The organism is Sorangium sp. So ce1335, assembly GCF_051521615.1.
Lineage (GTDB): Bacteria > Myxococcota_A > Polyangia > Polyangiales > Polyangiaceae > Sorangium.
Genome location: NZ_CP150363.1, coordinates 12,622,847 through 12,647,851, shown reverse-complemented (window position 1 = coordinate 12,647,851; position 25,005 = coordinate 12,622,847). Strand labels below are relative to the sequence as shown.

The window sequence follows — 25,005 nt, the reverse complement described above, 5'->3', positions numbered from 1 at the left end:
TGAAATCATTCATTTTTTCTGCTGCGTTCGCCACGTCCGATCGAAGTTGCAGCGCGGCGTCCGGATCGGCGCTTCAGAATGGAGCGCGCGGCCGGGTCGGCCTGCTCGCGCATACGCCCCGCATTTGCGCGGAGCGGCGCTTCGCGGTTGACGCGCTCGCACCGACGTGGAGAAACGTCGGCCGCGGGGGACGGGCCTGGCGATGCGCGACATGGATCGCGCTGTGCGTCGCGCGTCGCGTCAAGGCTGAGCCCCCCCGCTGGCCGCCGCCGGATGAGGGATCGCGCCGCGCGGAGGTTCGTTCGACCCGAGCGTTGACCCGGGTCCTTCCCGAGGCCTAGCATTCCTGGACCGCTCTCTTTCCCGCATCGATAACGCCGCTCCGCACAATGACCGTTGCCACCTACGCCGCCGCACAGCTGTTGCGGGTGCTTCCGCGAGAGCGCATTACCCGGGCCGTTGGCCGCCTCTGCGACGCCAGAGCACCCGCCGCCGTCTTGAACGCGGTGGTCAAGCTCTACGCGCGCGCGTACCGCGTCGACATGGACGCGGCCGAGGCCCTGACGAGCCCTTACGAGAGCTTCGACGCGTTCTTCACGCGCAAGCTCCGAGAGGGGGTGCGCCCTGTCTGCTCCGACCCCGGAGCCATCACCAGCCCGGCCGACGGCCGGATCGCCGCGATCGGCCCCGTGACCGAGGGCGGGCGCCTGCTCATCAAGGGGCAGCCCTACCGGGTGGAGGACCTCGTCGGCGACCCCGCCGAGGCCACCCGGTACGACGGCGGGCAGTTCGCTGTCGTCTACCTGTCGCCGCGCGACTACCACCGGGTCCACTCGCCCGTCGCCGGCCAGATCGGCGTCATCCGCTCGATGCCGGGGGAGCTCTTCCCGGTGAACTCGATCGGCGAGCGCCACGTGCCGGGCCTCTTCGCGCGCAACCGGCGCGTCGCGATCGCGATCGACACCGAGCGCCAGGGGCGCGTGACGGTCGTGATGGTGGGCGCCATGATCGTCGGACGGATCACGGTGAGCGCCATCGACGCGCGCGACGTGCCGCTCGGCGTGCACCCGCTCACGCCGCCCGTCCCGGTCCGGTGCGGCGAGGAGATCGGCAAGTTCCACCTCGGCTCCACGACGGTCATGTTCGTCGAGCGCGGGGCGGCGCCCCCCTGGAGCAGAGCTCCTGGGCCGATCCTCTACGGCGAGCCGCTCCACGGGGGGAGCACGCAATGACGAGCGAGCGGCCGCGCAACCCCCTGGCCGCGTCCGCCCAGGAGGGCGGCGTCTCCGGAGAGCCCGGCGGCGCGCCTCTGCCGGGCGAGGCCGGGAGCGCGGCCGCACAAGCGCCGCAGGGCGAGCCGGGCGCGTTCCCCGCGCGCCCGTCATCCCCCCCGCGCCCCGAGCGCATGCCCAGCACGCGCCCGCAGAGCGCGACGGCGACGCCGCTGCCACGCCTCGACGTCGTGGCGGGCATGGCCGACGGGAGCTCGGCCGGGTCCCCCGCGGAGATCCCGGATCTCGATCTCGATCCGCGCATCGCCGGGCCGCCCACGGAGCGCTCGCGCCCCGGCGCTCCCCTGCCGCCGGGCCCCGGCGCAAGGCGGTCCTGGCAATCGCTCGCCGCGGAGGCGGAGCGGACCTCGGAGGTGGAGCGCGGCGACAGCGCCAAGGTCGCGCGGCGCCGCTCGCGGCGGCTCGTGAACCTGCCCGGGGACGCGCCGCAGCACGGGGACGCCCAGCTCGCCGCGCACGGGGACAGCGCCACGGCGCGCGCGCGCTCGCTCCAGGACGTACAGGACGACGACGGGTGGCTGGACGTCGGGGCGAGGCCCTCGAGCGCACCGGTGCTCGAGGAGCCCCGGCCTGCCGCCAGGCCGTCGTCAACGCCGCCGCCGAACCTGGCGGCGGAGCTCGTCGCGCCCAGGGCGGTCCCGCGCCCGTCGCCAAAGTCGTCGTCGAGCGTGCCGCCGATGCCGACGCCCAGCGGGTTCATCATCGATCCGGACTCGGTCGCGGTGATCCGCCCGCTCCAGATCCTCAGCATCGAGTCGAACCTGCCGCCGGTCAGCTCGCAGCCCGAGCCCGCCAGGCCTCCGGTGGACGAGCCCGCCAGGCCCGCGCCCGCCAGGTCCGTGGTGGACGAGCCCGCCAGGCCCGCGATGGACGAGCCCGCCAAACCTCCGCTCGATGAGCCCGCCAGGCTGCCGGCGGACGAGGCCGCCAGGCCGCCGCTGCTGACCGAGCCGACCGAGCACGAGTGGCCGCCGCTCCAGTTCAGGATCCGGTCCGAGCTTCCGACCGTGCTCGGGCTGGAGGCGTATCAGGACGGTGTGTCGGAAGGCCCGCCGACGGCGCGCGACGCGGCCTACGACACCGCCCAGTCCGAGGCGCCGAGGCCGAGGAAGGAGAGGGCCGTCTCGGCGCCGGAGATCGAAGCGCGCGCCCTGGACTGGCCGCTCGGGTCGGGCGGGGAGGAGCTCGCGGAGGTCGAGCCGGAGCCCGAGCTCGTCGACGAGGCGAGGGCCGAGCAGCCGAGCGCCTCGCCCGCGGGAGACGAGGTCGAGCGAGCAGGGGCCGACCTGACGCGGAGCACCCTGCCGCCGAAGAGCGGCGAGGTCGAGCTGGTGGAGGTCGAGCCCGAGCGCGACGCCGAGGCGGCCGACGAGGCCCGGGCCGACGCGCAGGCGCCGCAACCCAAGAAGCCGCCGCCGCCCCTGCCGCCGCGGCGCCCGCGCGCGATGGCCTCGCCCGACCTCGCGACGTTCACGAGCTCGGTGCCGCCCCCGCCCGTGTCCGCGCCGCCCCCGGCGCCGCACGTCGAGCCGCCGGTCGCCGCGCGGCCGTCCGCCCCCGCCGCGGCGCCTGCGGCGAAGCCGATCGAGGTCGAGCCGAGCTCTGGCCCGTCGACCGAGCCGGCGGCGCGCCGCAAGCGCCCGTGGTGGGAAGACCTGTTCGGCGACGACTTCGTGCGCACGCTCGACAAGATCGACCCGAAGGTGGTGCGCCGCGAGGTCGACTTCATCGAGGAGCGGCTCGGCGTCGAGAAGGGCGCGGTGATCCTCGACCTCGCGTGCGGCACGGGCAGCCACGCGATCGAGATCGCGAGCCGCGGCTACAGCGTGGTCGGCTACGACCTGTCGCTGGCCATGCTCGCCCGCGCCGCCGACGACGCGCAGGACCGCGGCCAGAAGCTGAACTTCCTCCAGGGCGACATGCGCGAGATGACGTTCGAGGAGACCTTCGACGGCATCTACTGCTGGTCGACGAGCTTCGGCTACTTCGACGACGAGAAGAACGCCGACGTGCTCGCCCGCATCCGCCGCGCCCTGCGCTCGGGCGGCATGCTCCTGCTCGACATCGTGAACCGCGACTACGTCGCGTCCCGCCAGCCGAGCCTCGTGTGGTTCGAGGGCGACGGCTGCGTCTGCATGGATGAGATGCAGGTGGATTTCTTCACGAGCCGCCTCAAGGTGAAGCGCACCGTGATGTTCGAGGACGGCCGCTCGCGCGAGATCGACTACTCGATCCGCCTCTACGGGCTGCACGAGCTCGGCAAGATGCTGCACGAGGCGGGATTCAAGGTCACCGAGGTGACCGGCCACCCGGCGCACCCGGGCGTCTTCTTCGGCTCCGAGTCGCCGCGGCTCATCATCCTTGCCGAGCGGAGCTGAGGCGCTAGGGGCTCCTGACGCATGAGCTTCGAGGCCGCGATCGCGCGCGCGCTGCCGGGCATCCCGCGCAGCACCTCCCCCGTCGATCAGATCGCGTACGCCCGCGATCTCTGGCCGCGGCACCACCTCGCCGTGACCGAGGGCCGCATCGCCGAGCACCGGCCCGGCATGATCGTGTGGCCTGGGTCCACGGAGGAGGTCGCCCAGGTCGTGCGCTTCTGCGCGGACGAGGGGCTCCCGCTCGTGCCCTACGGCGCGGGCTCAGGCGTGTGCGGCGGCGTCTTGCCCGACGATCGCACGGTCGTGCTCGACCTCAAGCGGCTCTCCCGCCGCCGCGCGATCGACCGGCAGGCCCCCTCGGTCGAGGTCGAGGCGGGCGCGCTCGGCATCCGCTTCGAGGAGGAGCTCAACGCCGAGGGCTTCACGCTCGGCCACTTCCCGTCGTCGATCCTCTGCTCGACCGTGGGCGGCTGGGTCGCGGCGCGCAGCGCCGGCCAGTGCTCGGGGCGCTACGGCAAGATCGAGGACATGGTCGCGTCGCTCGAGTGCGTGGTCGGCCGCGGCGAGGTCGTCCGCCTCCACCGGCGCGCGCACGGCCCGGATCTGACGCCGCTCCTCATCGGCAGCGAGGGCGTGCTCGGCGTCGTCACCGCGGCGACGCTCCGGCTGCACCCCGCCCCGCCGGCGCGCGCGTTCGCGGCCTTCTCGTTCCCCACCCTCGAGGCCGGGTGGGACGCGATGCGGGAGATGTTCCAGGCCGGCCTTCGCCCGGCGGTCTCGCGGCTCTACGACCCGTTCGACTCGTTCATGGCGCGGCTCGGCGCGGTGCGGCGACAGCGCGCGCACGCCGGCGCGGGCGACGAGCCCGCCGAGGGGGCGCCCGCGCGGGCGCACGGCGCGCGCGGCCCGGGGGCGGGCGCCGCCGTGCTGCGCGGCCTGCTGCGCGCGCCGGGGCTCCTCAACCAGGTCGTCGACGCCGTCGGGTCGCGCGTGCTCCGCGGCGCGACGCTCATCCTCATCTTCGAGGGCACAGCGCGCGCGAGCGCCGAGGATCTCGCCCGCGCCGCGGCGATCGCCGAGCGCGGCGGGGCCAGGCCGCTCGGCGAGGAGCCGGCGCGCCACTGGCTCGCGCACCGCTACAGCGTGAGCTACCGCCAGGCGCCCGTCTTCATGGCCGGCGCGTTCAGCGACACCATGGAGGTCGCCGCGCCCTGGTCGCGCCTCGACGCGCTCTACCGCGCGGTGCGCGCGGCGCTCGGGCGGCACGTGTTCGTGATGGCCCACCTGTCCCACGCCTACCCGGACGGCTGCAGCATCTACTTCACCTTCGCCGGCAGCGCGCCGAGCGTCGCGGCGGCCGAGGCGAAGTACGACGCGGCCTGGCGCGCGGCCCTCGACGCCGCGATCGACGCCGGCGGCACTCTCTCGCACCACCACGGCGTCGGCCGCAGCAAGGCGCCGCGCCTCGGCGCGGAGCTCGGCCTCGGCGCCGACGTCGTCCACGCGCTCCGCGGCGTCTTCGACCCCGCCGGCGTCCTGAACCCCGGCAACCTGCTCCCGCGCGAGGCCGCCCCCGCGGCGCGCCGGCCGCTGCCGCCGCCGCCCGCGTCCCCCGCGCTCGATCGCGACGCCCTGCTCGTGCACGCCGCCGGCGCCGCGCGCCTCGGCGACGTCGAGCGCGCGCTCGCGCCGCACGGCCTCACGCTGGGGCTCGACGCCGGCGCGGCCCCGCCCGAGCTCACGATCGACGCGTGGATCGCGGCGGGCGCCCCCGGCGCCCCGGATCCGTGGAGCGACCCGGTCGATCACCTCGTCGCCGGGTTCACCGCGCGGCTCGCGTCCGGCGCCGAGCTCGCGGTGCGGCCCGCCCCCCGGCGCGCGGTGGGTCCGGATCTCTTCGCGCTGTTCCTCGGCGTGAACGGGCGCGTCGGCGAGATCACGTCCGCGCACCTGCGCGCTCACGGCGCGTCGCGGCCGCGCGCGCTCCCGACCTCGCTGCCGCGGCAGCCGCCGCTCGGCGACGCCGAGGCCGCGTGGCTCGACGCGGTGGTGGGCGCCGCCCGCGGCGTGCGCTGAGCGCGCCGGCGCGCGCCGTCAGCCGGGGGGCCAGGCCATCGACCGCCCGCCCAGGACGTGGACGTGCAGGTGGAAGACCGTCTGGCCGGCGTTCGCGCCGTTGTTCACGACGGTCCTGAAGCCGCTCTCCGCGATGCCGGTCAGCTCGGCCACCCGCCGCGCGGCGAGCAGCAGCCGGCCGAGGGTGGCCTCGTCCTCGGGCGCGGCCTGGCCGATCCCCGCGATGTGGCGCTTCGGGATGACGAGCACATGCGTGGGCGCCTGCGGGTTCACGTCGTGGAAGGCGAGCAGATGCTCGTCCTCGAGCACGACCTTCGACGGGATCTCCTTGTTCGCGATCTTGCAAAAGAGGCACATGGTCGACTCCTGGGTGCTCGGCGCTGCGCCCGGTCACGCGGCAGCGCCTTGTCGCGGGGTCCGGCCCTCCCGGCTCCTAGGGCCCCTGGCCGGGAGATCCTAGCGTCCCTGTGAGCGCTTCCTCGGGAAGAAGGCGGGCGAGCGCGCGCTCGATGCGCGAGGTGTCCGCCGGCTCGGGGAGCAGGTCCCGCGGCAGCGCGGCGCCCGCGGCCGGGCCCGGCGGCGCGGCCGCTCCCTCCTGGGGCCCGGCCTCCTGCTGCCCGGACGGGGGGGCCTTTCCGCGCGCGACAGCGATGCGGAGCACCGCGAGCTCGAGCGCGTCGAGGGCGGCGGTGCGCTTCAGCCCCAGCGACGGCACGTCGTAGGTGAGCAGCGCGCCCCCGCTCGCGGCGGGCGCGAGCCCGGCGCGGTCCGCGCCCGCGACGAGCTGCCGCACGATGCTCCTGAGCAGCGCCGCCCTCCGCCGCACCCGGCGCGTCTCCGGATCGGCGTAGAGCGAGAAGAAGCGGTTGCGCGAGAAGGTGGACGGCGCGAGCACCAGCGCGACGAACAGCGCCTCCAGATCGATGGGCGGCGAGCCCTTCACGTCGCGGGCTCCAGCGCGCCCGCCGGCCCCGAGAGCCCGCCGCGCCGCAGCAGCTCCGCCTGACGGTGCGTGCGCAGCGCGCCGATGAGCTCGTCGAGATCCCCCTCGATGATCTTGTCGAGCTTGTGCAGCGTGAGGCCGATGCGGTGATCGGTCACGCGGTTCTGCGGGAAGTTGTAGGTCCGCACCTTCTGCGCGCGCTCGGCCGTGCCGACCATGGTCCTTCGCTCGGCGCTCTGGGCCTCCTCCTGCCGGCGCTGCTCGAGCTCGAGCAGCCGGCTCCGGAGCACCTTCATCGCCTTCGCCTTGTTCTTCAGCTGCGAGCGCTCGTCCTGGCACTTGACGATCATGCCCGTGGGCAGGTGCTTGATCTGCACGGCGCTGTTCGTCGTGTTCACGCCCTGGCCGCCGGGGCCGCCGGACGCGGCGATCGAGATCTCCAGGTCCTTGTCGTCGATGTGCACGTCGACCTCGTCGGCCTCGGGCAGGATGGCGACGGTCGCGGTCGAGGTGTGGATCCGCCCCTGCGTCTCCGTCGAGGGGACCCGCTGGACGCGGTGCACGCCGCCCTCGTAACGGAGGTGGGAGTAGACGTCCTGCCCCGAGATCAGCGCGGCGACCTCCTTGTAGCCGCCGGCGGAGGCCTCGCTCAGGTTGAGCACCTCGACCTTCCACCGCTTCGTCTCCGCGTAGCGGCAGAGCATGCGGAAGAGGTCGGCGGCGAAGAGCGCCGCCTCCTCGCCGCCCTCGCCGCTCCGGATCTCGATCACGGTGTTCCGGCCGTCGTTCGGATCCCTCGGCAGGAGGAGCACCTCGAGCTCGCTGGCGATGCGGTCCCGCTCGAGCTCGAGCTCGGGCAGCTCCGCCTGGGCGAGCTCGGACAGATCGGGGTCATTGAGCGCCTCGCGGTCCTCGGCGATGCGCCGCTCCACGTCGCGGAGCCGGGCGAACGCCGCGACGACGGGCTCGATCTCGGTCCGCTCGCGGTTCAGCCGCTGGAGCTCGGCGGGGGCGGAGAGCACCGCGGGGCTGCACATGAGGTGCTCGAGTTCCTGAAAGCGGCGCTGGACCGCCTCGAGTTTGGCGATAGGTAGCATCTGCAATCCGAAGACGGGCGGGGTTTACCGGCGGCGGGCAGGGCGCGCGGCGACGCCGGCGCGCGCTAGCCGTGGGCGCCAGCGTAGCCGGGGTCGGCCAGCAGCTTGGAGTAGTCCGAGAACACCCGGTCGGGCTGCGCGGGCGCGGTCACCGACTCCTCGCGCCAGAGCGTCGCGCGCAGCGAGGCGAGCGCGACCTCGAGCTGCGCGTCGTCGGGCTCCGCCGTCGTGATCTTCTGGACGAGGAACCCCGGCCAGAGCAGCACGCGCAGCGGGCCGGTCGTGCAATACCGCGCGAAGAGCCGCTGGATCTCGAAGGTCACCGCAGCGATCAGCGGGAGGAACGGCAACTTCATCAGGAAGAAGCCGATGCTCTCCACGATCCGGCCGCCGGGCAGCTTGGGCAGGAGCGCGCCGAGCGACGCGCCCGCGACCGAGAAGACGACGATCGACACGAGCGCCACCATCACGAGGAACGTCGTCCCGCAGCGGGGGTGCATGGCCGTCTTCCGGCGCGCGTTCTCGACCTCGAGGGCCTCGCGCGCCTCGTAGGTGGAGATCGCCTTGTGCTCCGCCCCGTGGAACTGGAAGACGCGCCGCACCTCCGGGATCTGGCGGATCAGGAGGAGGTAGGTGACGACGATGGCGAGCTTCGCCACGCCGGTGATCGCCTGGAACGCCGGCGAGGTGACCTCCAGCCCGAGGCCGAGGAGCTTGTTGACGAGCTCGGCGCCGGCCTGAGGCGCCGCCACGAAGAGCAGGACAGCGAAGGCGATCGGGAGCACGCCCATGCCCCCTCCCCGCTTCTTCGCGCCCGCGCCGTCCGGCGCCGGGCCGCCCGCGACAGGCGCGGGCTCCACGTCCTGCGCCGCGATCGCCGCCATGCTCAGCGCCAGCGAGGTGAGGCTCGCGCCGCTCGCCTTGCCGGAGCCCGACTGCGGCGCCCGCTTCGACGCGGGGCCCTTGGCCGAGGCGGCCTCCTCGGCCTCGAGGTCCTGCTCGTAGAGGTCGGCGGACCAGCGGAGCGCCTGGGAGCCGAGGCGCAGCGACTCGACGAGGGTCGCGACCCCCCGCACGAACGGCCAGGTGCGTGGCCCCCTGGAGACCGCGGTCATCGGCTGCTCGCGCACCACGAGCTCTCCGGACCGGCGTCGGCAGACGATCGCGACCGAGCTGGGCGATCGCATCATGACCCCTTCAATCACCGCTTGGCCGCCGATATACGGACGTGCAGGCTGCTCGCTCATACGCGTTCCAATCTAGCGCATAACGCGGCTGGCGCATGGGCCTGGCCGACCAGCGCTGCGAAGGTGATGGACGACGTCGCGCGTCGTGACGCCACGGCCGCTCGCTCCATGGCGAGCGGGCTCGGGACGTATCGGAGCCGCGGCCACGCCCCGGGCGGGGAGCGGCGTGACGGGCGTGTCTGTGAAGAGGGGCGCGGGGGTGGGAGGGCGATCGGCCCGCCTACTTGCCAGCGGTCGCGTACTTCCTGCGGAAGCGGTCGACGCGGCCGGCGACGTCCATGATCTTGTGCTTGCCCGTGTAGAACGGGTGGCAGGCGGAGCACACGTCGGTGGTAAAGCTGCCGCGGGTGGAGCGGGTCTCGACGACGGCGCCGCACGCGCAGGTGATCGTGGAGTCCTTGTACTCGGGGTGGATGCCGGGCTTCATGGTGAGTCCTTCGGGTGTTGCGAGGGAGGGCGCCTATAGCTCAGCGCGTCCTGGACCGCAAGAAGGCCTTCCGGCGCGCGACGGTTGAGCCTGCCGCGCGGAGACGGCGCCGGGACCGCGCCGTCTCCGCCGGTTCCGCGGCCCGCTCGGAGCGCTCGGTGTTCTCGCCGCTCGCCGCTGCGGGATCGACGCGGCGCTGGACAGCGCGGAGGTCCTACCTGCGGCGCGAGGGCGCTCCGGTCAAGGCCCGGGACCCGGGCCGGAGAGCGCGCACGGCAATTGCTAGGGGCGGCGTTGACGCTCGGACGCACATGGTTAGTTTCGCGGTCGCGAGCCAGCGAGCTCGCGAAAACCGGCGAAAGTATCCGGATTTCCAGCGGTTTTTGACGGCTCTGGAGCAGGGGCTCGCTGTAGCTGTCAGCCGAGCCCTGCTGGCCGGTCGGGTCTTCTCGCCCCCCCGCGGTACCAAGCCGTCGCGCACAAACTTTTCGGAGGGTTCAACGTCATGGGCAAGATCATCGGCATCGATCTCGGCACGACCAACAGCGTCGTCGCGGTGATGGAGGGGAAGGAGCCCAAGGTCATCGTGAATGAGGAGGGCTCTCGCCTCACGCCGTCTGTCGTGGCCTGGGACGACAAGGGCGAGGTGCTCGTCGGACAGATCGCCAAGCGCCAGGCGGTCACGAACCCCACCAACACCATCTACTCGGCCAAGCGCTTCATGGGGCGCCGCTTCGAGGAGATCCAGGACGAGACAAAGCGCGTCCCGTACAAGGTCAGCAAGGGCAAGAACGGCGACGCGTCGATCGAGGCGCGCGGCAAGCAGCTGTCGCCGCCCGAGGTCTCCGCGAAGGTCCTCCAGAAGCTGAAGAAGGCCGCGGAGGACTACCTCGGCGAGAAGGTGACCGACGCCGTCATCACCGTGCCCGCGTACTTCAACGACTCGCAGCGCCAGGCGACGAAGGACGCCGGCCGCATCGCCGGGCTCGAGGTGAAGCGCATCGTCAACGAGCCCACGGCGGCCGCCCTCGCCTACGGCCTCGACAAGAAGAACGAGCAGGTCATCGCCGTGTACGACTTCGGCGGCGGCACGTTCGACATCTCGATCCTCGAGGTCGGCGACAACGTCGTGCAGGTCATCTCGACCAACGGCGACACCCACCTCGGCGGCGACGACGTCGACCACCTCGTGATGGACTGGCTCGCGGCCGAGTTCAAGAAGGACACGGGCATCGACGTCTCGAACGACAAGATGGTCGTGCAGCGGCTCAAGGACGCCGCGGAGCAGGCGAAGATCGAGCTGTCGAACGTGCAGGAGACGACGATCAACCTGCCGTTCCTCACGGCGGACGCCTCCGGGCCGAAGCACCTCCAGAAGCAGCTCACCCGGGCGAAGCTCGAGCAGATGATCCGGCCGCTCATCGAGCGCACGCTGGAGCCGACCCGCAAGGCGCTGGCCGACGCGAAGAAGTCGCCGCAGCAGATCGACGAGGTCGTCCTCGTCGGCGGCTCGACGCGCATCCCGCTCGTCCAGGAGACGGTCAAGAAGTTCTTCGGCAAGGAGCCCCACAAGGGCGTGAACCCGGACGAGGTCGTGGCGGTCGGCGCCGCGGTCCAGGCGGGCGTGCTCTCGGGCGACGTGAAGGACCTCGTGCTGCTCGACGTCACCCCGCTCTCGCTCGGCGTCGAGACGCTCGGCGGCGTGATGACCGTGATGATCCCGAGGAACACCACGATCCCGACGCAGAAGAAGGAGATCTTCTCGACCGCGACCGACAGCCAGCCCAGCGTCGAGGTCCACGTGCTCCAGGGCGAGCGCACCGAGGCCCGCTACAACCGGACCCTCGGCCGCTTCCACCTGGAGGGCATCATGCCGGCGCCGCGCGGCGTGCCGAAGATCGAGGTGACGTTCGACATCGACGCGAACGGCATCCTCTCGGTGCACGCGAAGGACACCGCCACCGGCAAGGATCAGCGCATCACGATCACGGCCTCCGGCGGCCTCAAGGAGGACGAGATCAACCGGATGGTCAACGAGGCGGCGGCGCACGAGGCCGAGGACAAGCGGCGGCGCGAGGAGATCGAGCGGCGCAACAAGCTCGACAACCTCTGCTACACGCTGGAGAAGACGATCAGCGAGAACAAGGACAAGCTGCCGGAGAGCGACGTCTCGGCGCTGAACGGGATCATCGCCGAGGGCCGGTCGGCCATCGAGAAGCAGGACGACGCGGCCGTGACCTCGGTGCTGGAGCGGCTCGAGAAGGAGGCCCACCGCATCGCGAGCGTCATGTACGAGAAGGCGGGCCCGCCGCAGGACGGCGGGGGCGCGGCCCCCGGCGCGGCCGGTGGCCAGCCGCCGCCCCCCGCCGGCGGCAAGGGGAAGGACTCGGTCATCGACGCGGAGTTCGAGGAGTCGAACTGACCACCGCCGGGTGAGCATCCCTCCAGCAAGCGCGACGAGCGCGGCTTCGGCCGCGCTCGTTTGCATTTGCGGCGACGCTCCTGGCGACACGCTTGCGGCGCGCGGCGTGCGGTGCGCGACGTGCGGTGGCGACCCGCCGGCGCGCGCCGTGCGGTGTGCGACGTGCGGTGGCGACCCGCCGGCGCGCGCCGTCGCCTCGTCCGCGGCGCTCGCCTTGGTCGTCGACGCGCGTGTCCAGGGGCCGTATAACCCGCGCTCATGCGAACTCTCCTGCCGCTCGCCACCCTGGTCCTGATGGCCGGTCCTGTCGCCTGCGGGCCGTCCCCCGCGCCTGCCGCGCCGACAGGAGGACAGGGTGAGGTCAAGGCCGCGCCCTCCCAGGCCGCTGCCCCTGCGTTCGATCTGTCCCCCGTCGCCGAGCCCGCCGGCATCGTCGGCGTCGTCCGCTGGAGCAACCCGGCGGCCACGCTGTCGAGCGTCGCCGCGTGCGCCGGGCTCTCGCCGTCGCTCGCCGAGGCGGGCGCGCAGGGGCTCTCCGCCGGCCTGCTCGGCGAGCTCGTGAGCCCCTCCATCGACGCGAACCAGCTCGCCTCGGTCGTCGCGCTCGACGCGCCGGTGCACCTGCTCGTCGCGCTCGACGACGGCTCGAAGCGGGGCACCCCGATCGGGGCGGTGTCGATCGGGCTCACGTCGCTGGAGCGCGCGCGGGGCACGCTCGAGGCCGGCGCCACCCTCACCGAGGTGAAGCCCGGCCTGTGGAAGATCGGCGGCAAGGAGCCCTCGTCGTCGAGCTGCTTCCTCGCCGCGTCCGCGGGCTCGACGCCGGCGCGGCTCCTCTGCGGCGATCGGGACCGCGACGTGACGACGCTCGGGCCCTACCTGGCGCGCACCCTGCCGACGCTCGCGCCCGAGGCGCGCGACCTCCACGGCGAGATCCGCTTCGTCCCGCTCAGCGCGAAGTACGGCGGCATGGCCAAGCAGCAGCTCGGGGCGCTGCCGATCCTCGCGCAGAGCCAGCTCGCGATCGGGCACCCCCAGTTCGACCGGGCGCTCACGGACGCGAGCACCGCCGTCCAGGAGGAGCTCGCGGCGCTGATCGACGACGCGAGCCGGGCGGTCGTCGATCTCCGGGTCGACAACCAGTCCTGCGTGAACCTCACGGCGGCCCTGGAGCTCCGGGGTCAGTCGTCGTGGATGTCGAAGACCATGACCGACAGCGCGAACCGCGCCGGGCCGGCGCCGGCGCTGTACTGGCGCGCGCCGAAGGACAGCCACGGCGCCTTCTTCGATCACGGCTACGACCCCGCGCACTACACCGGCATCCTGAAGACGCTGCGCGCGATGGTCGAAGGGTGGCTGGAGAAGGAGAAGATCGGCACGCCCGCCGATCGCAAGGCGCTCGGCGACGTCCTCTCGCTGCCGATCAACCAGGCGCCCAGCGTGTCCGCCCACGGGTACGTCGATCCGCCGCCTGCCGACGCCAGCAAGGGCGCGAAGCCTACGCAGAACCAGCTGTTCGAGAGCATGATGGGCGGCCTCGTCGGCTGGAACCTGTTCGGGATCGAGGAGGCGCCCGACACGTACGTGAAGTACCTGAAGAACGTCGTCGCCGCCTACAACACGCCGGGGCTCCGCAAGCGCCTGCCGGAGCTCGACGTCGATCCGAAGGACCTGCCGAAGGTCAAGACGACGCCGGCGCCGAAGGAGCTCGGGAAGACGTCCCTCGCGGTCGAGATCCAGATCGTCAACGAGGTGCCGCCGCTCGACGACGACGCGGCGCCGGGCGGCAAGGCCAAGCCCAAGCAGAAGCTGACCGTGACGCTCCACCTCCTCGTCATGGGCGAGGAGAAGACGACCTGGATCGCGTTCGGGCACGACAAGCGCGAGCTGCTGAGGCGGCTCGCGATGGTGAAGACGGGCGCGCCCGACACGGAGACGCTCGCGTCGCGCCCGGGGCTCGAGAAGCTGAAGACCGGAAAGTTCGTCTCGGGTGGATTCACGACGCTCGCCCCGATCACCCGGACGCTCCAGAACGTGCTCACGACCCTGTCCGGGTCCGGCGCCCAGCAAGGCCTCGCGTTGCCCGCGGAAGCCCGACAGTTCGGCGAGGCGCTGGCAAAGCTCCCCCACAAGGGGGAAGGGCTGATGTTCATGACGACCCAGGGTCAGGGCGGCGCGGCGCCGCGCGCGGAGCTCTCGATCAACCTGTCCAAGCCGGTGCTCGAGGATCTCGGCGCGCTCCTCGCGGGATGGCTTCAGTTCGCTGACGCCTCGAAGCCCTAGGCCCTCGGATGCGCTATCACACCCGGGAGCCTGGGGCGGCTGCTCCTGCTCGGTCGTATCCCTGGGTCGCCTGACCTCGCGCGTGCGTCGTCCGCCAACGCCCAGGACCGGTACGCGAATTGCCCATCTGCCCGAAACGATGAGAGGAACCCGATGAACAACCGTGAAGGTGCGAGTCGCGACGGAACGAGCCCGGCGCGGCCGGAGACGTCCGGGAACGCCGCGACGGCAGCCCCCATGCCGAGGCCGCCCGTGCGCCGTGCGGTCCCCGAGGCAGATGACTCCGACCTGCCCGAGCTGACGCCGGAGCAGCTCAGCGAGCTAAGGCAGGCGCTCGAGGAGCGCCGGGCGAGCCTCGTCGCGAACATCGATGAGCGGCAGCACGCGGAGCGCGACATCTCGCGCGAGGTGGGGGACGAGATGGACGAGGCGAACGCCGAGGGCGCGACCTCGCTGACGTCGAAGCTCCTGGAGCGCGATGTGCGGGTGCTCGCCGAGATCGACCGGGCGCTCGCCAAGATGAAGGAGGGGACGTACGGGATGTGCGAGGGCACCGGCGAGCCCATCGGCTACCGCCGCCTCAAGCTGCGTCCCTGGGCGCGCTACAGCGTCGCCTACCAGGAGCAGATCGAGCGCGAGGAGCGGACCGGCGGCGGCTCCTGATCCCACGTCGTCAGCAGACACGGCATGTCCAGCGCCGCGCCACCGCGCGGATGCGCCCCCCGCGTCAGCGGAAGCGCGCGTCCAGCGGTGCGCGCGCGCTCGTCCCGAGCGCACGGGTCCACGCGATCACCGGCGCGCGCCAGTCGAGGCCCGTCCAGCGCGGAGAAGGGTCCTGGGCCTTGAAGCGGAAGCCGTCCCCGCCGAGATAGAGGAAATCGATCGTCGCGACGGTGTAGCGGCGCCCCTCGTCGAGCGGGCTCCCGTCCTGAAGGACGAGGCGACCGTCGGCTGAAGGCGACACACCGAAGAACACGGCCTCGGGATGGCGGAGCGCCTCGCGGAGCTCGCTGCCCCGGAGCGAGCAGATGACGAGCTTGTTGTCGAACGGGAGGACCGAGAACACGGTGGCTCTCGTGATCGGGCCCCTGGGCACGGATTGCCGGATGCCGTCCCTGTTCAGGATCGCGATGTCGACCCCGAGCTGGTCTCGCCACGCCTCTGCGATCCAGCGCTGGATCTCGGGGGAGTCGCGCTCCATGCCGGCGCTCGAATACCCGATCTGCTCGCCGAGCGCGTCGTCCAGCGCCCGCTGCCAGCCTGCGCTGGCCCTGGCGATCGCCTCGTCGGGCGGGACGGGGGGCGCGCCCTCGGGGTGGGACACGTCGACGATCTCGGTGGAGGTCGACACGACGCGCTGGCGCAGCGGGCGCCGGGGGTCGATCTCGAGCGACACGCGGGCGTAGCTCCGCATCCGCCAGCCAGGGTTGATGAGCGGGACGCCGCCGACGCGGAGCTCGGCCTTCCTGTGGCAGTGCCCTGCCCCAACGAAGGACAGGCGCCACTCCGGGTGACGGGCGAGGATCGGCCCGAGCTCGTCCTGGCACGCGTGCGCGAGCAGCACCAGCGCGTCCGGCTCGGCGCGCCACGCCTCGGGGACGGCGCGCGAGAGCGCCGCCTCCTCTCCCTGGAAATCGATGCCGTCGAAGCGGCTCGCCGTCGCGGCCTCGCGGGTGCGCGCCGTCGCCAGCCCGATGACGCCGACGCGCAGCCCGCGCCGCTCGAACACGGCGAACGACGGCAGCGCGAACGCGGAGAGCGACGGATCGGTCACGCGCAGGTTCGCCGCGAGGTAGGTGATCCGAGACCGCGTCCTGTTCTGGAGGAACGCCTCCCTGCCGAAGTCGAACTCGTGGTTTCCGAACGCCGACGCGGCGTAGCCCATGCGCGCCATCGCGTCGGCCATCGGTGCGCCCGAGAAATAGGAAGAGAGCGCGGGGCCGGTCCAGTTGTCGCCGCCCGAGAGCGCGAGCGTCGGCGCGCCCTGACAGGCGGTCGACGGGGCCATGTGCAGCGGAGCCCCGGGCGCCGGTCCAGCGCAGTGGCGCTCCCGCGAGACCCACTGCGCCAGCATCTCGGCGGCGCCGCCGAGGACCTTCCCCTGCTCGGCGGTGGGCAGGAGCCACCCGTGCTCGTCGGTCGTGTAGAGGAGCGTGATCGTGGCCGGCGCGCGCTCGGCCTGGGCCGGCGCCTCCGCGGCCGACGCCGCTTCCCGAGCGTCGCACGCCGCGATGCACAGGAGCGCCTGAGCGCCGAGCGCGACGATGCCGCGCCTCGCGCGAGCCCAGGGCGCCTCCCCTGCCGCGGGCGCCTCCCGGGCCGCGGGCGCCTTCCGTGCCGCGGGCGCCTCGCGTGCCGCGGGCGCCTCCCGGGCCGCGGGCTCCTCCCGGGCCGCGATCGCGGTCATCGCCGGGGCTCCGCGCGGCGCGGCACCTCAGCCGCCCATCCGCTGGATGAACGGGACGATGCGCTCGACGAAGGGCTGCTTGTGGTAACGGTCGAACTCCGCCCACGTGCAGAGCGTCCGCGGATCCTTCACGCGATCGACGAACAGCACGCCGTCCACGTGGTCCTTCTCGTGCTGGAAGGTGCCCGCCGACAGGCCGCGCACCACGCGGTCGATCGGCCTTCCCTCGCGATCGAGGCCGGTCAGCCGGATCTCGGTGTACCGGTCGACGACGCCCCTCAGGTTCGGGACGCTCAGGCAGCCTTCGTAGTTCTCGAACGTCTCCTGCGTGAGCGGCTCGATCACCGGATTGACGACGATCGTCAGCGGGATGTTGGGCTTGTACGGATAACGAGGGTTGTCCTGCACCTCGACCGCGAAGATGCGCACCGGCACATGGACCTGCGTCGCGGCGATGCCCGCGCCGTTCGCGTCGCGCATCGTCTCCACGAGGTCGTCGATGAACGTCTGCATGGCGCGTGAGGAGAGCTCTTCCGGCGTCACCTCGCGCGCTCGCTGCCTGAGGATGGGGTTGCCGATGTGGGCGACTTTCAGGAGCGTCACCCGGCGATCGTACCATACGGGCGCGCCCCCGACCGGCCGCCCACGCGCCAGGCCATGCGGGGCGCCGCAGCGTCAGCTATGGAGAGGACGCATGCACGACTTCCCCGACGAGCCGCACGTCCCCGAGCAGCAGCAGGCCACCGCCGTCATGCACCTCCGCTTCGAGGACGTCAGCCAGAACGGCCGGGTGATGCTGGACGCGCTGCCGCACGGCCTCGGCCCCGCGCTCTGGGCGAAGCTCATCGCGCCGAGCCCGATCTCGGCGCTCATGAGCGCGCAAGGGGTCATCCCGATCCTCACCCGCCTCGTCATCGAGGGCGGCGAGGGGCCGATCGCGGCCCGCGAGCCGCTGCAGCTGCGGGGCCGCTACCAGCTCGCGCACACGGAGGACGCCTCCGCCGAGGTGAACCGGCTGATCCTCGCCATGTGGCTCTCGGCCAGCGCGCGCCGCAGCCGGACCTACGGCCCGCCGCCGCCCGGCGCCGGCGAGCCGATCCAGGTCGGTCGCGTGTTCGCGGAGCACGTCTTCACGCGGCCGTTCGCGGAGGCAGGGGCGCGCAAGGTGCTGCGCTTCGAGTCGCCGGATCTGCCGGCGGTGCCGCCCGAGCGCTACGCGTGGCGCTCGCCGGAGGCGTTGATGGGCCTGCCGGAGGGCGCGGAGCCGTTCGACGCGGAGCCGGCCCTCGATCCGATCCCCGTCGCGTTCGGCCTGGATCACACGGACGGGAACCAGCACGTGAACTCGCTCGTGTACCCGCGGCTCTTCGCGGAGGCCGCGCTCCGGCGCCTCGCCGCGCAGGGCCACGATACGGCGGTGCTCGCCCGCAGGGTGGAGGTCGCCTACCGCAAGCCGTGCTTCGCGGGCATGCGGGCGAGGATCGTGCTGCGCACGTTCGCGATGGGGAACGCGCTCGGCGCGCTCGGCGCCTTCGTGCCGGACCCGCCGAAGGACGCCGCCGGCGCGGCCCCCGAGGCGCGGCCGACCTGCACCATCCGCACGCTGTTCGAGCGCTGATCCGCGCGCGCTACGCGCTCGCCGGGCGGGGGAGGCCGGCGCGGTCGGCGATCTCGTCGTGGAAGGCGCGGAACGTCGACTCCTGCGGCCACGAGGGCGCGTTGGCGAGCAGCCCTTCGACCCGGGCGAGCTCCCCCTCGTCGATGGCCACGACGGCCGCGGCGTAGCGCATGGCCCAGAAGACGAGCGGGCTCGCCTCGCTCGCGCGCTCCAGCAGCGCGCGGTCGCCCGGCACGCTCTGGTGGGCGAAGGCGCGGGCGAGCGCGCCGGCGGCCGCCCGGAGCGTGACCACCCGGTCGCGGAAGGGAGAGCTGACGTCGGGGAGCGGGAGGCGCTCCAGGCGGCCCGCCTGCTCGAGGGCCGTGTCGCGATCGCCCTCGAAGGTGCAGAGGAGGGTGTCCAGGAAGAGCCGGTGCTCGAGGGCCGCGTCCCAGGCGGGCCCCCGCTCGGCAGCGGCCATGGCCGCGCGCGCCTTCTCGACCCAGCCGTACGCGGCGAACGCCGTCGCCGTCATGAGCGGCGCCATCGTCGCGGGGTGCGGGATGCGGTGCAGCGTCGGCGACCAGCGCTGGAGCACCGACCGCACGTCGCCCGAGCGGAGCAGCCGGCGCAGCTTCCGGCGAGCGAGCCAGCGGGCGGCCGCGAACGCGAGGACCACGCCGAGCACCGCCGCCATGACCACCGGCTGCTGCCAGGCGAACCGGAGCGCAGCCGCCGCCAGCGCTGCGGAGCCGATGAAGATGAGCACCGGGATCAACCGGCTGCTCCGCCCCTCGTCCTCGGCATCGAACGGATTCACGACAACTCCAAGCGTACGGTCCTTCCCGTACGAGGCAAGCCCCGGGCTATGCACGCCCGAGGCCGTTCGCCAGGAAGATGTGTCCAGATGTGGCCCGGGGGTTGTCCAGATGCGCCCCGGGGTGTCCAGATGAGGAGCCGGCGTGTCCAGATGAGGCCCCGGCGTGTCCAGATGAGGCCCCGGCGTGTCCAGATGAGGCCCCGACGTGTCCAGATGAGGCCCCGACGTGTCCAGATGAGGCCCCGACGTGTCCAGATGAGGCCCCGACGTGTCCAGATGAGGAGCCGGCATGTCCAGATAGGTCGAGCGAGGCGCCGCCAGGCGCTGCGGCGACAAAGCGCACGGCACGCGACCTTGGGGCTCGACACGGACCCGGGCTTCGGTTACGAAGTCCCTGCGTCAGGCGACAGCGCCTGAACCTCATGGGTCCGCCGACAGCGCGCCGTGAACCCCGCCAGGCCCGGAAGGGAGCAACGGTAGCGGAAAGCGGGTGTGGCGGGCCCACTTGCTTTTTGTGGGCCTGACTTCTGGGTCCGACTCGCTCCCGCGCGCACGGCGGGGGGCCGCGGGGGCTCACGCGAGGCGCGCGGCGCCCGCGCAGCGCCTCAGGCGGGCGTCTCGCGCGGCGTCAGCGGGGCGAGCTCGATCCCGAGCTCCGTGGCGAACCGGAAGATGCGCTCGTCGCGGTAGAACTCGCCGAAGACGACGCGCGAGATGCCCGCGTTCGCGATCATCTTGAAGCACCCCCAGCACGGCGAGGCGGTGACGTAGACCGTCGCGCCGTCGATCCGCACCCCGTTCCGCGCCGCCTGGATGATGGCGTTGGCCTCCGCGTGGATCGTGCGCACGCAGTGGCCGTCCTCGATGAGGTGCCCCTCCTCGTCGCAGTGGGGCAGCCCGCGGATCGAGCCGTTGTACCCGGTCGCCAGGATGCTCTTGTCGCGCACGATCACCGCGCCGACGTGCTTCCGGTCGCAGGTCGCCCGCGACGCGACGACCTCGGCGATGCGCATGAAGTATTCATCCCACGAAGCCCGGTGAGTCATCGCTCGTCTCCACGACGGGGATCCGCGCCCGCTGTCCCCTCGATGTCCGGGGATCCGCGCCCGCTGTCCCCGCCAGAATGTTCAGGGATCCGCCGTCCGGTCCCCTCGCGAGGCGGCCCGGCGGCGCGCGCCAGCGGCCCAGGCTGAGCCGCGCCGCGCGCCCCGCGGGCGCTTCTATCACGACGCTGGGCGCCGCGGGGCCCCTCCCGACCCGGCGACCGCGCGAGGCGCCTCGACAGCGAGGGCCGCCGCGTGGTAGCGCGCGGGGGTGAGCTCCACCGCGAACAGCCGCCGGTCAGATCGCCGCATCCTCGTGCTCGGCTCGGGGGGGCGCGAGCACGCCCTCGCGCGCGCGTTCGCCCGATCGCCCTCGGTCGCCGAGGTCGTCGTGGCGCCCGGCAACGCCGGGACCCGCGCCGAGGGCGCCGCGGGCCGCGCCCCGATCCGCCGCGCCGACCTCGCGTCCCTGGCGCCCGACGAGGTGACACGGCTCGCCGTCCGCGAGCGCGTCGACCTGGTCGTCGTCGGCCCCGAGGCGCCGCTCTGCGCCGGCGTCGCCGACGCGCTCGCCGCGGCGGGGGTCGCCGTCTTCGGGCCGAGCCGCGAGGCGGCGCGCCTCGAGGGGTCGAAGGCGTTCCTGAAGGAGTTCGCCGCGCGCCACGGCATCCCGACCGCGCCGTTCCAGATCGCGCGATCGTTCGACGAGGCGTCGCGCATCATCCGCGAGCGCGGCGCGCCCATCGTCGTGAAGGCCGATGGGCTCTGCGCCGGCAAGGGCGTCGTCGTCGCGACGACCGTCGACGAGGCGCTCGCGGCCGCGAGGGACATGCTCGTGGACCGCCGCTTCGGCGACGCCGGCGCGACCGTGATCCTCGAGGACGCGATCCTGGGCGAGGAGGCCAGCCTGCACGCCATCAGCGACGGCCAGGCGATCTTCGTCCTGCCCGCCGCGCGCGACCACAAGCGCGTCGGCGAGGGCGACACCGGGCCGAACACGGGCGGCATGGGCGCGTTCGCGCCGAGCGCCCGCGTCACCCCCGAGCTCACGGCGCGCATCGAGCGCGAGATCCTCCGGCCGACGATCGACGGCATGCGCGCCGAGGGGAGGCCCTTCCGCGGGGTGCTGTTCGCGGGGGTGATGATCACGCCGGCCGGGGATCCCGTCCTCCTCGAGCACAACGTCCGCTTCGGCGATCCCGAGTGCGAGGCGCTGATGGAGCTCCTCGAAGGCGACGTCGCCGAGCTCTGCGCGTCGGCCGCGGCGGGCGCGCTCGACGCCGGGGCGGCGCGCGTCGCCCCCGGCCGCCACGCGCTCACCGTCGTGCTCGCGGCGCGCGGCTACCCGACGGCGCCCGTGACCGGCGACGAGATCCGCGGCCTCGACGCCGCGGCCAGGGTGGACGGCGCCTTCGTGAACCACGCGGGCACCGCCGAGCGGGACGGCGCGATCGTCACAGCGGGCGGCCGCGTGCTCGCCGTCACCGCCGCGGGCGACTCGCTCGCGGAGGCGCGGGAGCGCGCGTTCCGGGCCGCGAGCGCGATCGACTTCGACGGCAAGGTGCTCCGCCGCGACATCGGGGTGGACGGAGCGCGCGCGGCCGGGTGAAGCGACGCCATGGAGCCGATCATCGATCTCGCCCCGGGCGCTGAGGAGAACCCGCTCGCCGCGCAGTTCGGCGGGCTGATCCGCGAGCACCTCGCCCGCGACGCGCGGCGCGCGGCCGATTTCCGGGCGCTGCGCGGCGCCGTGCTCGTCGTCGCGCAGGACACCGGCACGTCGATGACGATGCGCTTCGACCACGGGCGCCTCACCATCCACGACGGCGCCATCGGCATCCCGTCCGTCACGTTCTGCGGCGACGAGGCGGCGCTGCGGAAGCTCCCCGACATCGCGTTCCACCGCTGGCCGAGCCTCCCCAAGCTCGGCGTGCTGCACCGCCGCCAGAGCGGGCCCCTGCGCGAGCTCGCGCGCCTCGTGGCCAGCGGAGAGCTCAAGATCTACGGCCTCATCGCGCACCCGCGGCTCATCCTCGCGCTGCTCCGGGTCCTCTCCCGCCACCCCTGAGCTCCGCCCGGGCCGGCCCCGCGCGCCGCCTGTCGCGGTGTGACACTGTAAGATGGCAACGGACGTTTGCCCGGGCCCCACGGGCGCTCTTGTGGGCTTGCAAACCAATAGCACGCGGCCCGGAAGCTGACTTTTGACGGCCTGTTGGGCTGTTGGTATGGCTCGATCATGGGCATCCGATTGCGCTACCTCGCCCACGATCTCGAGGTGCCGCTCGGCGAGTTCTTCATCGGACGGAGCGCCGACTGCCAGCTGTCGCTCGACGACCCGCTGGTGTCGCGCAAGCACGCGCTGCTGACCGTCGGTGAGGGCGGCGTGGCGATCGAGGATCTCGGCAGCCGCAACGGCGTGCTCATCAACGGGTCCCGCATCACGGGGCGCCAGCTGCTGTCGGACGGCGACAAGATCGCGATCGGCGGGCAGGAGATGTTCCTGCTCGGGGCGATCGAGCCGAGCTCGACGCACTCGCCGCGGAGCGCGCCGATCTGGACCCGGCAGCAGAACGCGCGGACGGTCGACATGAGCGAGATGTCCTCGGGCGAGGACGACGGCGCGACGGCCATCGCCTCGCGGCGGTCGCTCCCCGGGATCATCCCGCAGCACCCCGACAAGCGCGTGCACGCGCTGAGCCTCATCGGCAGCGTCGCCGACAAGGCGCTCGCCCTGGGGCGGGTCGACGAGGCGGAGCGCATCCTCCAGCGCTCGCTCAACGACATCCTGACGAAGGCCCGGGAGGGGGGCGTCGGCGCCGTCCAGCCCGAGCTCGTCGAGAAGGCGAGCGCGTACGCGGCCCGCCTGGCCGGGGCGACGAGCCGAGGGGCCTGGATCAACTACATTTTCGAGCTGAATACGCGGCTCGAGCTGCTCCTTCCCGCCTACCTCGTCGATGAGCTGTATAGTGTCCTGCGCAAGGTGAAGGCCGTCGACATGTCCATTCTCCGTGGCTATGCGAAGCGGCTCCGCGAGCGTGCAGGAGAACGTACCCCGGCGGAGCGGTTCATCCTCCAGCGAATCGAAGGGCTCGAGCGCCTCGGCGCACTGAAATAGACCATGCCTTTCCGCCTCCGGTACTTGGCGCACGATTTCGAGCTCCCCGAAGGGCCCTTCGTGATTGGCCGGAGCGGCGACTGCCAGCTCTCGCTCGACGACCCGCTGGTGTCGAGGCGCCACGCGACGCTGCAGGTGCGGAGCGACGGCGTCGCGGTGCTCGACCTCGACAGCAGGAACGGCGTGTACGTCAACGGCACGCGCATCTCGGGCCAGCGCGAGCTCGTCGACGGCGATCGCATCATCATCGGCAGCCAGGAGATGCTGCTCTACGGCGGCGAGGAGTCGCGGCCGCACGACGCCTACGGGGTCGAGTTCCGGCGCGCGACGGCGACTCTCGGCGCGATGGCGATGACCGAGATGCGCAAGATGTCGGACGACCCGACGGAGCTCACGAGCCCGACGGGGGACGGCGGCTCGAAGGGCTTCCAGTCGCTGCGCCTGCTCGCGAGCCTCGCCGACAAGGCGCTCGCGATGGGCCGGAGCGAGGAGGCCGAGCGCATCCTGCAGACGGTGCTGATCGACATCCTCAGCCGCGCGCGGACGAACGTGCCGCTGGAGATGCCGGCCGCGGAGCTCGCGGCGCGCTACGCGGCCCGCCTCGCCGGCGCGACGACGAAGGGGAGCTGGGTCAACTACGCGTTCGAGCTCTTCACGATCGCGCGCCGCCCCCTGCCCGGGCCCGTCGTCGACGAGCTCTACACCGTGGTCCGGCGCGTCAAGTCGCTCGACATCCAGCCGCTCAGGATCTACCTCGACGACCTTCGCCGGATGGCGCCTTCGTTCGGTCCGACCGAGCGTTTCTTGATGCAGCGGATCGAGGGTCTGGAGCGGCTCGTCGCGGCGAAGTAGCGGGCGGCGCCTCGCCGCTGTCCGGCGCCGCACGAGGAGGCGCGGCGGACCGGGTCGAGGTGCGCGGGGCCGGCGGCGCCTCGCGCGCGGCGGCGCGGGTGGCCGGGAGCGGCGCCTCGCGCGCGGCGGCGCGGGTGGCCGGGAGCGGCGCCTCGCGCGCGGCGGCGCGGGTGGCCGGGAGCGGCGCCTCGCGCGCGGCGGCGCGGGTGGCCGGCGGCGTGCCCGGTGGAACCTGCGGCGGCGTCGCGCGGGTGGCGCGGGGCGCCGCGAGGGGCGCGGTCGGCGGGGCCGCGGGGGGGACGGGCGGCGGCGCGGCGCGGGGGCGCGCGCTCGCCTCCGCCTCCTGCCAGCCGAGGTTCCTCGCGGCGGCCTTGGCGATCGCGTCGCGCAGCTCGACATCGGCCACCTTGCCGAGCTCCCGCCGCACCTCGACCGGGAGCGGCGCCTCCTTCGGCGTCGGGCGGACCTCCTCGCGCCACGGAGGACGCGCGACAGGCTCCACCTTGCCGACGCGGAAGCGGAGCGACTGCACGGGGAGGCCGCGCGCGCGGAGCTGCGTGGTGATCGCGTCGCCGAGCATCGAGAGCTCCTGCGCCCACGTCGAGCTCGCCGCGCGCACGTGAAGCACGCCGCGCTCGAGCTTGAGCGGCCGCGCGCGCGCCGCGATCCGCGACCCGACAGCGGCCTCCCACTCGCGGAACGGCATCGGCGCGGCGTCGACCTCCGTCGGCGCAGACAGCGAGGACTCCCGCTGGATCAAGGCGCCCAGCCGCTCGATGCCTCCGGTCCGACGCGACATGCGAGCCGAGCGTAGCAGCCCGACGGCGCATTGCTCCGGCGGAGCGCACCGTCCGCGCTCGCCCGGCGTCACGGACGGCCGCAACCCGCAAGAGCGCCCTGCGACCAGGACGTCCGCACGCCGGCGCGCGCCGTCACGAGGCGCGGAAATCCGGGATGTGCGAGCGCTTTGGGCGGCAGCGGCCACCGGGAGGACACAGGACGAAGC

At 73.2% G+C, this 25,005-nt stretch carries 21 protein-coding genes and 1 other RNA gene; 12 read left to right on the top strand and 10 right to left on the bottom strand.

All coding sequences use genetic code 11. The annotated features are described in order from the left end of the window. The first annotated feature begins 506 nt into the window (after positions 1–506). The 3 genes from asd to WMF24_RS47205 are packed head-to-tail and all read left to right on the top strand — an operon-like array spanning position 507 to position 5,746. Complete coding sequence (gene asd, locus WMF24_RS47215; RefSeq protein WP_437738943.1) at positions 507–1,232, top strand: archaetidylserine decarboxylase; 726 nt, start codon at positions 507–509, stop codon at positions 1,230–1,232. Further along, complete coding sequence (locus WMF24_RS47210) at positions 1,229–3,670, top strand: methyltransferase domain-containing protein (protein WP_437734059.1); 2,442 nt, start codon at positions 1,229–1,231, stop codon at positions 3,668–3,670. The genes asd and WMF24_RS47210 overlap by 4 nt, the downstream gene beginning before the upstream one ends. Before the next feature lie 21 nt (positions 3,671–3,691). Next, positions 3,692–5,746, top strand: a complete 2,055-nt coding sequence (locus tag WMF24_RS47205; RefSeq protein WP_437734058.1) for an FAD-binding protein — start codon at positions 3,692–3,694, stop codon at positions 5,744–5,746. Positions 5,747–5,764: 18 nt separating this feature from the next. On the opposite strand, the gene WMF24_RS47200 is transcribed toward WMF24_RS47205, so the two are convergent. The 5 genes from WMF24_RS47200 to rpmE all read right to left on the bottom strand — a co-directional run bounded on the left by WMF24_RS47200 (position 5,765) and on the right by rpmE (position 9,460). Then, a complete protein-coding gene (locus WMF24_RS47200) occupies positions 5,765–6,103 on the bottom strand; it encodes a histidine triad nucleotide-binding protein (protein ID WP_437734057.1) in 339 nt (112 codons plus the stop codon). A gap of 76 nt (positions 6,104–6,179) precedes the next feature. Next, a complete protein-coding gene (locus WMF24_RS47195) occupies positions 6,180–6,689 on the bottom strand; it encodes a hypothetical protein (RefSeq protein WP_437734056.1) in 510 nt (169 codons plus the stop codon). Further along, positions 6,686–7,786 carry a peptide chain release factor 1 gene (prfA, locus tag WMF24_RS47190; RefSeq protein ID WP_437734055.1) on the bottom strand — a complete coding sequence of 367 codons (1,101 nt, stop codon included), beginning with the start codon at positions 7,784–7,786 and terminating at the stop codon, positions 6,686–6,688. Before prfA ends, WMF24_RS47195 begins: the two co-directional genes overlap by 4 nt. A gap of 65 nt (positions 7,787–7,851) precedes the next feature. Continuing rightward, on the bottom strand, positions 7,852–8,976 hold the full coding sequence (locus WMF24_RS47185) for a DUF1385 domain-containing protein (protein ID WP_437734054.1): 1,125 nt from the start codon (positions 8,974–8,976) through the stop codon (positions 7,852–7,854). A 277-nt stretch (positions 8,977–9,253) separates the two neighbouring features. Next, entirely contained in the window at positions 9,254–9,460 is a 207-nt protein-coding gene (gene rpmE, locus WMF24_RS47180) for a 50S ribosomal protein L31 (protein ID WP_437734053.1), read from the bottom strand. A 505-nt stretch (positions 9,461–9,965) separates the two neighbouring features. Here rpmE and dnaK point away from each other — a divergent pair. From dnaK to WMF24_RS47165, 3 genes are all read left to right on the top strand, one after another. Then, complete coding sequence (gene dnaK / locus WMF24_RS47175; RefSeq protein ID WP_437734052.1) at positions 9,966–11,882, top strand: molecular chaperone DnaK; 1,917 nt, start codon at positions 9,966–9,968, stop codon at positions 11,880–11,882. Positions 11,883–12,140: 258 nt separating this feature from the next. Next, positions 12,141–14,165 (top strand): hypothetical protein, encoded by a 2,025-nt coding sequence (locus WMF24_RS47170; RefSeq protein ID WP_437734051.1) that lies wholly within the window; start codon positions 12,141–12,143, stop codon positions 14,163–14,165. A 153-nt stretch (positions 14,166–14,318) separates the two neighbouring features. Beyond that, entirely contained in the window at positions 14,319–14,828 is a 510-nt protein-coding gene (locus tag WMF24_RS47165; RefSeq protein ID WP_437734050.1) for a TraR/DksA family transcriptional regulator, read from the top strand. Positions 14,829–14,892: 64 nt separating this feature from the next. On the opposite strand, the gene WMF24_RS47160 is transcribed toward WMF24_RS47165, so the two are convergent. Both WMF24_RS47160 and def read right to left on the bottom strand, forming a co-directional pair. Further along, complete coding sequence (locus WMF24_RS47160; protein WP_437734049.1) at positions 14,893–16,572, bottom strand: bifunctional metallophosphatase/5'-nucleotidase; 1,680 nt, start codon at positions 16,570–16,572, stop codon at positions 14,893–14,895. Positions 16,573–16,599: 27 nt separating this feature from the next. Beyond that, the gene (gene def / locus WMF24_RS47155) at positions 16,600–17,175 is read right to left on the bottom strand and encodes a peptide deformylase (RefSeq protein WP_437734048.1); all 576 of its coding nucleotides are present in this window, start codon (positions 17,173–17,175) and stop codon (positions 16,600–16,602) included. Positions 17,176–17,266: 91 nt separating this feature from the next. On the opposite strand from def, the gene WMF24_RS47150 reads away from it, so the two are divergent. Next, positions 17,267–18,190, top strand: coding sequence for a hypothetical protein (locus tag WMF24_RS47150; RefSeq protein ID WP_437734047.1), 924 nt, complete (start codon positions 17,267–17,269; stop codon positions 18,188–18,190). Between the two features lie 10 nt (positions 18,191–18,200). Here the strand turns inward: WMF24_RS47150 and WMF24_RS47145 are convergent, their stop codons facing one another. Then, positions 18,201–18,989 (bottom strand): hypothetical protein, encoded by a 789-nt coding sequence (locus tag WMF24_RS47145; RefSeq protein ID WP_437734046.1) that lies wholly within the window; start codon positions 18,987–18,989, stop codon positions 18,201–18,203. A 420-nt stretch (positions 18,990–19,409) separates the two neighbouring features. Between WMF24_RS47145 and ffs the strand changes: the two genes are divergently transcribed. Beyond that, positions 19,410–19,499: signal recognition particle sRNA small type (ffs, locus tag WMF24_RS47140), an RNA gene on the top strand. A gap of 95 nt (positions 19,500–19,594) precedes the next feature. Here the strand turns inward: ffs and WMF24_RS47135 are convergent. Then, positions 19,595–20,035: a deoxycytidylate deaminase gene (locus tag WMF24_RS47135; RefSeq protein ID WP_437734045.1), complete on the bottom strand. Its 441-nt coding sequence runs from the start codon at positions 20,033–20,035 to the stop codon at positions 19,595–19,597. Between the two features lie 268 nt (positions 20,036–20,303). Between WMF24_RS47135 and purD the strand changes: the two genes are divergently transcribed. The 4 genes from purD (at position 20,304) to WMF24_RS47115 (ending at position 23,999) form a co-directional block, all read left to right on the top strand. Beyond that, positions 20,304–21,641 carry a phosphoribosylamine--glycine ligase gene (gene purD, locus WMF24_RS47130; RefSeq protein WP_437734044.1) on the top strand — a complete coding sequence of 446 codons (1,338 nt, stop codon included), beginning with the start codon at positions 20,304–20,306 and terminating at the stop codon, positions 21,639–21,641. A gap of 9 nt (positions 21,642–21,650) precedes the next feature. After that, positions 21,651–22,100, top strand: coding sequence for a hypothetical protein (locus WMF24_RS47125; protein ID WP_437734043.1), 450 nt, complete (start codon positions 21,651–21,653; stop codon positions 22,098–22,100). A 168-nt stretch (positions 22,101–22,268) separates the two neighbouring features. After that, a complete protein-coding gene (locus WMF24_RS47120) occupies positions 22,269–23,147 on the top strand; it encodes an FHA domain-containing protein (RefSeq protein ID WP_437734042.1) in 879 nt (292 codons plus the stop codon). Between the two features lie 3 nt (positions 23,148–23,150). Further along, complete coding sequence (locus WMF24_RS47115; RefSeq protein WP_437734041.1) at positions 23,151–23,999, top strand: FHA domain-containing protein; 849 nt, start codon at positions 23,151–23,153, stop codon at positions 23,997–23,999. On the opposite strand, the gene WMF24_RS47110 is transcribed toward WMF24_RS47115, so the two are convergent. Then, a complete protein-coding gene (locus WMF24_RS47110) occupies positions 23,890–24,798 on the bottom strand; it encodes a DciA family protein (protein WP_437734040.1) in 909 nt (302 codons plus the stop codon). The genes WMF24_RS47115 and WMF24_RS47110 overlap by 110 nt on opposite strands. Positions 24,799–25,005 lie beyond the last annotated feature (207 nt).

Excerpts from the sequence above, each read along its gene's own strand:
- WMF24_RS47210 (WP_437734059.1), top strand. The coding sequence starts at position 1,229 with ATGACGAGCGAGCGGCCGCGCAACCCCCTGGCCGCGTCCGCCCAGGAG.
- WMF24_RS47205 (WP_437734058.1), top strand. The coding sequence starts at position 3,692 with ATGAGCTTCGAGGCCGCGATCGCGCGCGCGCTGCCGGGCATCCCGCGC.
- WMF24_RS47200 (WP_437734057.1), bottom strand. The coding sequence starts at position 6,103 with ATGTGCCTCTTTTGCAAGATCGCGAACAAGGAGATCCCGTCGAAGGTC.
- prfA (WP_437734055.1), bottom strand. The coding sequence starts at position 7,786 with ATGCTACCTATCGCCAAACTCGAGGCGGTCCAGCGCCGCTTTCAGGAA.
- WMF24_RS47185 (WP_437734054.1), bottom strand. The coding sequence starts at position 8,976 with ATGATGCGATCGCCCAGCTCGGTCGCGATCGTCTGCCGACGCCGGTCC.
- rpmE (WP_437734053.1), bottom strand. The coding sequence starts at position 9,460 with ATGAAGCCCGGCATCCACCCCGAGTACAAGGACTCCACGATCACCTGC.
- dnaK (WP_437734052.1), top strand. The coding sequence starts at position 9,966 with ATGGGCAAGATCATCGGCATCGATCTCGGCACGACCAACAGCGTCGTC.
- WMF24_RS47170 (WP_437734051.1), top strand. The coding sequence starts at position 12,141 with ATGCGAACTCTCCTGCCGCTCGCCACCCTGGTCCTGATGGCCGGTCCT.
- WMF24_RS47165 (WP_437734050.1), top strand. The coding sequence starts at position 14,319 with ATGAACAACCGTGAAGGTGCGAGTCGCGACGGAACGAGCCCGGCGCGG.
- WMF24_RS47160 (WP_437734049.1), bottom strand. The coding sequence starts at position 16,572 with ATGACCGCGATCGCGGCCCGGGAGGAGCCCGCGGCCCGGGAGGCGCCC.
- WMF24_RS47150 (WP_437734047.1), top strand. The coding sequence starts at position 17,267 with ATGCACGACTTCCCCGACGAGCCGCACGTCCCCGAGCAGCAGCAGGCC.
- WMF24_RS47135 (WP_437734045.1), bottom strand. The coding sequence starts at position 20,035 with ATGACTCACCGGGCTTCGTGGGATGAATACTTCATGCGCATCGCCGAG.
- WMF24_RS47125 (WP_437734043.1), top strand. The coding sequence starts at position 21,651 with ATGGAGCCGATCATCGATCTCGCCCCGGGCGCTGAGGAGAACCCGCTC.
- WMF24_RS47120 (WP_437734042.1), top strand. The coding sequence starts at position 22,269 with ATGGGCATCCGATTGCGCTACCTCGCCCACGATCTCGAGGTGCCGCTC.
- WMF24_RS47115 (WP_437734041.1), top strand. The coding sequence starts at position 23,151 with ATGCCTTTCCGCCTCCGGTACTTGGCGCACGATTTCGAGCTCCCCGAA.
- WMF24_RS47110 (WP_437734040.1), bottom strand. The coding sequence starts at position 24,798 with ATGTCGCGTCGGACCGGAGGCATCGAGCGGCTGGGCGCCTTGATCCAG.